Source organism: Actinomyces ruminis (assembly GCF_002154335.2).
GTDB classification, from domain to species: Bacteria; Actinomycetota; Actinomycetes; order Actinomycetales; family Actinomycetaceae; genus Actinomyces; species Actinomyces ruminis.
The window spans coordinates 1-6,492 of sequence record NZ_MTPX02000055.1 but is presented as its reverse complement, the minus strand read 5'-3'; the positions used below and the strand labels follow the sequence as shown (position 1 = coordinate 6,492).

The 6,492-nt window shown below is 71.8% G+C and carries 4 protein-coding genes and 3 pseudogenes; 1 reads left to right on the top strand and 6 read right to left on the bottom strand.

Features of this window, described 5'->3' with window-relative positions; translation table 11 throughout:
• The 5 genes and pseudogenes from BW737_RS10720 to rpsB form a co-directional block, all read right to left on the bottom strand.
• Positions 1-865, bottom strand: an 865-nt coding sequence (locus BW737_RS10720) for a phosphatidate cytidylyltransferase (protein ID WP_086616061.1), incomplete at its 3' end; no start/stop codon positions are given.
• A 43-nt stretch (positions 866-908) separates the two neighbouring features.
• Positions 909-1,465 (bottom strand): annotated as a pseudogene (frr, locus tag BW737_RS10715) (ribosome recycling factor).
• 111 nt (positions 1,466-1,576) lie between these two features.
• Positions 1,577-2,271 (bottom strand): annotated as a pseudogene (pyrH, locus tag BW737_RS10710) (UMP kinase).
• A gap of 271 nt (positions 2,272-2,542) precedes the next feature.
• A complete protein-coding gene (gene tsf / locus BW737_RS10705; RefSeq protein WP_086616059.1) occupies positions 2,543-3,382 on the bottom strand; it encodes a translation elongation factor Ts in 840 nt (279 codons plus the stop codon).
• Between the two features lie 46 nt (positions 3,383-3,428).
• The gene (gene rpsB / locus BW737_RS10700) at positions 3,429-4,325 is read right to left on the bottom strand and encodes a 30S ribosomal protein S2 (protein WP_086616060.1); all 897 of its coding nucleotides are present in this window, start codon (positions 4,323-4,325) and stop codon (positions 3,429-3,431) included.
• A 526-nt stretch (positions 4,326-4,851) separates the two neighbouring features.
• On the opposite strand from rpsB, the gene BW737_RS18485 reads away from it, so the two are divergent.
• Positions 4,852-5,664, top strand: coding sequence for a M23 family metallopeptidase (locus BW737_RS18485; protein WP_257210732.1), 813 nt, complete (start codon positions 4,852-4,854; stop codon positions 5,662-5,664).
• A gap of 64 nt (positions 5,665-5,728) precedes the next feature.
• Here BW737_RS18485 and BW737_RS19155 read toward each other — a convergent pair.
• Positions 5,729-6,492, bottom strand: a pseudogene (locus BW737_RS19155) (tyrosine-type recombinase/integrase); the annotation flags it as partial.

Genomic DNA, 6,492 nt, shown 5'->3' with positions numbered 1-6,492 from the left:
CCATGAGGCCGCCGTGGCCGGGCAGGAGGGTACCCATGTCCTTCAGCCCGAGGTCGCGCTTGAGCAGGGACTCCCCCAGGTCGCCGAGCGTGGAGACGCATACCACGGTGGCTCCCAGCAGCGCGCCCGCCCACACCGGCCCGTCCAACGCCCATAGGCAGGCCGCACCGGCGCCGACGGTGGCCAGCAGTGAACCGGCAAAGCCCTCCCACGACTTCTTCGGTGACACGCTGGGCGCCATGGGGTGCTTGCCGAAGTTGATGCCGGCTAGCCAACCGCCGGTGTCGTTGGCGACCGGCAGGGCGATCAGGGTCAGGACCTTGCCGACCCCGTGGGTCTGGGCGACCAGCAGCACGGCGAATCCGGCGAGGAAGGGCAGGTAGGTGGCGGCAAACACGGAGGCGGAGACGTTTACAGAACGGGAGCGACGCACGGCGTCGTGGGCCTCGGTGCGCAGCACATCGTGGCCGGCCTCCTCCAGGACGGTGCCCGACTCGGCCTCCGCCTGGTCCAGGAAGCACCACACCACGCAGGCACCGGCGGTGGCGATGTAGGCGCCCAGCGCCGCCTCCGCGCCCGCCCGCCAGGCGCACACCGCCACCCCGAGGGTGCCGATCCACAGCGGGGCCAGCGGCAGGCGGATGCCCTTGCGAGCGAAGGCGCCGGCCAGTTCCCACAGCGCCCCGCACACGGCCACGACCACCACGCCGACGAACACGATCTTGTTGAACACCAGCGAAGCCAGGACGGCCCCAATCAGGACGACGGCGACCCCGACGGCGGCGGGCAGGTTGCGTCCCGCCCGCCCGGTGGCGGGCAGGGGGGCACGATTGCGCGTCGGCGGCGGGGTGAGCAGAGTGGACAGCAGGCTCACGGCGGGCGGCGGGGAGGCGGTCGGGGCAGTGGAATCAGACCTCGAGGAGCTCGGACTCCTTGGCGGCCAGGGCGGCGTCGATCTGCTCGACGTAGCGCTTGGTGAGGGCGTCCAGCTCCCCCTCGGCGCGCTTGACGTCGTCCTCGCCGGCCTCGCCGTCGCGCTTGATGGCCTCCAGCTCCTTCTTGGCCTTGGCGCGCACGCCGCGCACCTGCACGCGGGACTCCTCGGCGCGGGAGCGGGCGAGCTTGACGTAGTCGCGGCGGCGCTCCTCGGTCAGCATGGGCAGGGTCACGCGGATGACGGTGCCGTCGTCGGTGGGGTTGACGCCCAGGTCGGACTCGCGGATGGCGGTGACGATCTCCTTCATGGCGCCACGGTCGTAGGGGCCGACGATCACGGAGCGGGCCTCGGGGATGGTGATGGAGGCGAGCTGCTGCAGGGGCGTAGCGCCCCGTAGTAGTCGACCATGATCCCGTTGAACATGGACGCGTTGGCGCGGCCGGTGCGGATGGCGGCGAGCTCGTGCTTGCCGGCCTCCAGGGCCTTGTCCATCTTGTCCTCGGCATCGAGCATGACGTCGTCGATCATGGTGGGTTCCTTCGGTTGTTAGCAGTGGTATTGAGCTGTCGGTCGGCTGTTGGTCAGCCTTTGGTCGTTTGGCTGAGCGGCTCAGCGCGGAGCGCCGGCGCGTGGGCGGCGCTAGTCGCGGGTGACGAGGGTGCCGATGTCCTCCCCCAGCAGGGCGCGCGTGATGTTGCCGGGCTCCCCCATGCCGAACACGCGCATGGTCAGGGCGTTGTCGCGGCTGAGGGCGAAGGCCGAGGCATCTGCACCTGCAGCCCGTCGGCGAGGGCCCGCGCGTAGGTGAGGCGGTCGAGCTTGACGGCCTCGGGGTCGCGGCGCGGGTCGGCGGTGTAGACGCCGTCGACTCCGTTCTTGCCCACCAGCAGTTCGTCGCAGTGGGTCTCCAGGGCGCGCTGGGCGGCGACGGTGTCGGTGGAGAAGTAGGGCATGCCGGCGCCGGCGCCGAAGACGACGGCGCGGCCCTTCTCCATGTGGCGGATGGCGCGCAGCGGGATGTAGGGCTCGGCCACCTGGGTCATGGTGATGGCGGACTGGACGCGAGCGGGCACGCCGGCCTTCTCGATGAAGTCCTGCAGGGCGAGGGCGTTCATGACCGTGCCGAGCATGCCCATGTAGTCGGCGCGGGCGCGGTCCATGCCGCGGGCGGACAGTTCGGCACCGCGGAAGAAATTGCCGCCGCCGACGACGATGGCCACCTGCACGCCCTGCTTGATGGCGGTGGCGATCTGCTGGGCGGCGTCGGCGACGACATCGGCGTCCAGGCCTACCGCCCCGCCGCCGAACACCTCGCCGGAGAGCTTCAGTAGCACCGCCGGGGGTGGGTGCCGTGGGCGATGCGGTCGTCGCGGTCCGGGGACTCGCTCATGCGTGATGCCTCCTGCTGGGTGCGGACGGTTCGGCGGCGTCAATGCGGGCGCTCCGCACAGCCTACCGTGCCGCGGTCCGGCCCGGCGTCGGAACGCCGTCGTGGCGCCAATGCTCGGGACGAACCCGGCCAAAGAACCAGGTGGGGTCCGTGAACATGCTCACGGACCCCACCCCGGATGCCGGCTATGCCGGGCGAATTATGAACGCGCGCGCTCAGGCGCCGACACGGAAGCGGACGAAGCCGGTCAGGTTGCCGCCGGTGGCCGCGATGACCTTGCCGACCGTGGTCTTGGGGTCCTTGGCGTAGGCCTGGTCCACCAGGCAGTTCTCCTTGTAGAAGCCGTTCATGCGACCCTCGACGATCTTCGGGATGGCCTTCTCGGGCTTGCCCTCGGCGCGGGTGGTCTCCTCGGCGATGGCGCGCTCCTTCTCCACGATCTCGGCCGGGACGGAGTCGCGGTCCAGGTACAGCGGGGAGTAGGCGGCCACGTGCATGGCAACGTCGTGGGCGACCTCGGCGGCCGCGGCGTCGGTGCCGACCAGCACACCCACCTGCGCGGGCAGGTCGGGGTTGGTGCGGTGCAGGTACAGCTCGACGCGGTCGGCGGTCAGGCGGCCCACGCGGCGCACGACGATCTTCTCACCGATGACGGCCTGCATGGAGTCGGTGAGCTCCTTGACGGTGGTGCCGTCGACGGCGACCTCGGCCAGGGCCTCGGCGGTCTCGGCGCCGGAGTCGATGGCGGCGGAAAGGACCTTGTCGGCGAAGTCGAGGAACTTCTCGTTCTTGGCGACGAAGTCGGTCTCGGCGTTGATCTCCACCAGGACGCCCACCTGGGCGCCGTCGGCGTCAACCACCTTGGCGGCGATCAGGCCGGCGGAGGCGGAACGGCCCTCGCGCTTGGCGATGCCCTTCAGGCCCTTGACGCGGATGATCTCGATGGCCTTCTCGGCGTCGCCGTTCGCCTCGTCGAGCGCCTTCTTGACGTCGAGCATGCCGGCGCCGGTCTTCTCGCGCAGCGCCTTGATGTCAGCGGTGGTGTAGTTCGGCATGAATATCTCCTGGAATTGCTTAAGGAAGACTCGTGGCTGGGACGGCTCAGGCCTGCTCGGCGGGGGCGGCCGCGGCGGGCTCCTCCGCGTCGGACGGTGCAGGCGCCTCGGCGGCGGCCGGCTCCTCGGTCGCGGCGGAGTCGGCGGCGTCGGTGTTCTCGGCGCCGGCCAGCAGCTGGGCCTCCCACTCGGGCAGCGGCTCGGCCTCAGCAGCGGGAACCTCCGCCTCCTCGCCGGTGCGGGCGCGGCCGGCAGAGCGGGCCACGAGTCCATCGGCGACGGCGTCGGCGACGATGCGGGTCAGCAGGCTGACGGAACGGATGGCGTCGTCATTGCCGGGCACAGCGTAGGTGACCTCGTCGGGGTCGCAGTTGGTGTCCAGGACGGCGATGACGGGGATGCCCAGCTTCTGCGCCTCGGAGATGGCCAGGTGCTCCTTCTTGGTGTCCACCACCCAGATGGCGGCCGGCGGCTTGGCCATGTCGCGGATGCCGCCAAGGGTCTTGACGAGCTTGTCCTTCTCGCGACGCATCATGAGCAGCTCCTTCTTGGTGTGGCCGGAGCCGGCCACGTCGTCGAAGTCGATCTGCTCAAGTTCCTTCATGCGGTCCAGGCGGCCGCGCACGGTGGTGAAGTTGGTGAGCATGCCGCCCAGCCAGCGCTGGTTGACGTAGGGCATGCCGACGCGCTGGGCCTGCTCGGCCACGGCGGCCTGGGCCTGGGTCTTGGTGCCGACGAACAGGATGTTGCCGCCGCGGGCGACGGTCTCCTTGATGAAGTCGTAAGCGGTGTTGATGCCGTCGATCGACTGCTGCAGGTCGATGATGTAGATGCCGTTACGCTCGGTGAGGATGAACCGCTTCATCTTGGGGTTCCAACGGCGGGTCTGGTGACCGAAGTGGACACCGTTCTCAAGCAGCTGGCGCATGGTGACAATCGCCATGAGGGTCCTTTCAGGCGCGCCCGGCGGACGCGCAGTCAGGGGCGCCCGCAGTCGTAGCGGGGCACCCGGTTATGGGTGGTTAATCCCTTTTGACCGCGGTCCCTGTGGGCGGGGCGCGGCTGCCCGGAAGCCGGGCATGGGGCCTGGTGTCCGCGGCGCTGGGCCACCCGCCGTGCTTGCGCAATGCGGGACCTCGGCCGTGGCGCCCGAAAGGACGTTCCCGCTCCGCCGACGGCGGAGCGGGCGCGGACACGCGAAGTCAGCCGCGCACCGGAACGGCGGGTATCGCCGCACCCGCGCGGGGCTGCGGGCGCGAGGCTATCACAGCGCCGTCGGGGTGCCCGCGGGCCCCTCCCTGCCGCCGAGTTCGACGCGGCGGCCGAAGCGGAGCATCGGTAGGCGGCGGAGGCCGGGGACCGCGCACCGGCGTCCACAGGCGCGGTTGGAAACAGGCGGCTGCGCCAGTTGTCCACAGGTGAGCGGCGCCGCAGATGCGCTCCGCCGCACGCCGACGCACCCTGGCGCCATGAGCAACCTCACAGCCGCCGACACCGGCGTCGGCGCCTCCACACCACTCAGTTCCACGACCACCGCCGACCCGAGTTGCGGCGCCCGCGAGCACCCTGCTGCCCAACTCGTCGGACGTGCCAACGGCGCCCGCTCACCCGTCGGACCACGGCGACGACGCCCGGGCGGACCGCGACGGTGGGCCCGCAGCCTGGCGGGGGCCAGTGCCGCACTGGCCGCCTGCGCCGCCCTCGTACTGTCGCCGATGCCGGCCGCCGAAGCGGAGGCCTCGTCCGCCGCAGCCACGCCGCGGCCCGTGGTCATGGCCTGGCGGGGCAGCGACCCGAATCCGCTGCAGGCATTCGCCTCCGGGACCGCATCGGAACCGACCGCGACGCTGACCGGGGTGCTGGCCGCGCGGGTGCGCTACGCCTGGCCCACCGGCATGGCGACCACGGTGCTGGCCGACTTCGATCCGCCGGCGGTGGTCTGGGGCTCCGGGCACCGCGGCGTGGACCTGGCGCTGGCGGCCGGCTCGCCGGTGCTGGCGGCCGCCGACGGGACGGTGGCCTTCGCGGGGATGGTGGCCGGACGGCCGGTGGTGTCCATCGACCATGCCGACGGCATCCGCACCACCTATGAGCCGGTGGAACCGTGCGTCAAGGCCGGCGACGTGGTGGCGCGTGGCCAGGTGATCGGCACACTGCAATCCGGTCACCGCACCGACGGTGCGGACGCCCTGCACTGGGGCGCTCGCACCGGCCCGAAGACCTACGTCAACCCGCTGCGCCTGCTTCAGCCGGCGGTGATCCGCCTCAAGCCGCTCCACTGACCGAACCCGCTGGTGCCGCCCCGGCTTACCGCACGCGACAGGCGAACTCGACGTCAAGCAGCCGTCAGGCCCGCGGGAAGGCCTGGGCGTAGACGGCACGCAGGCGCTCGGCGGACACATGCGTGTAGCGCTGGGTGGTGGCCAACGAGGAGTGGCCCAGCAGCTCCTGCACGCTGCGCAGGTCCGCTCCCCCGCTGAGCACGTGGGTGGCCGCGGAGTGACGCAGCCCGTGGGGGCCCAGGTCCGGCACACCGGCCCGGGCGGCGGCACGGTGGACGATTTCGCGCACGGCCCGCGGTCCGATGCGGCGCCCGCGCGCGCCCAGGAACAGGGCCGCCCCGGCGTCGGCGGCGGCTACGGCGCCACGCACAGCCAGCCAGTCCTCCAGGGCCGCGGCGGCGGGCCCCCCGTAGGGCACCATGCGTTCCTTGTCTCCCTTGCCCAGCACGCGCATGGTGCGGCGGGAGGCGTCCACGTCGCCGAAGTCCAGGGCGCACAGCTCGGACACTCGCACGCCGGTGGCGTAAAGCACCTCCAGGATCGCGCGGTCGCGCAGAGCCAGTGCGCGATTGGTTTCGGCAGCATCGTCATCCGCCACCCCGACCGTGGCAACGGCGTCGGCCGCCACATCCAGCAGGGCGGCGGCCTGGGCGGGGGTAAGCACGGAGGGCAGGCGCCCGTCGGCGCGGGGCGAGCGCAGCCGGGCAGCGACGTCGGCATCCAGCAACCCGCTGCGGTAAGCCAGGTGGAGAAGGTACGGCAGGCCGCGGCGCGGCGGGCAGGGTGGCGCGGGCGGCGCCGCCAGCGGACATGGTGGCCAGCCAGGCG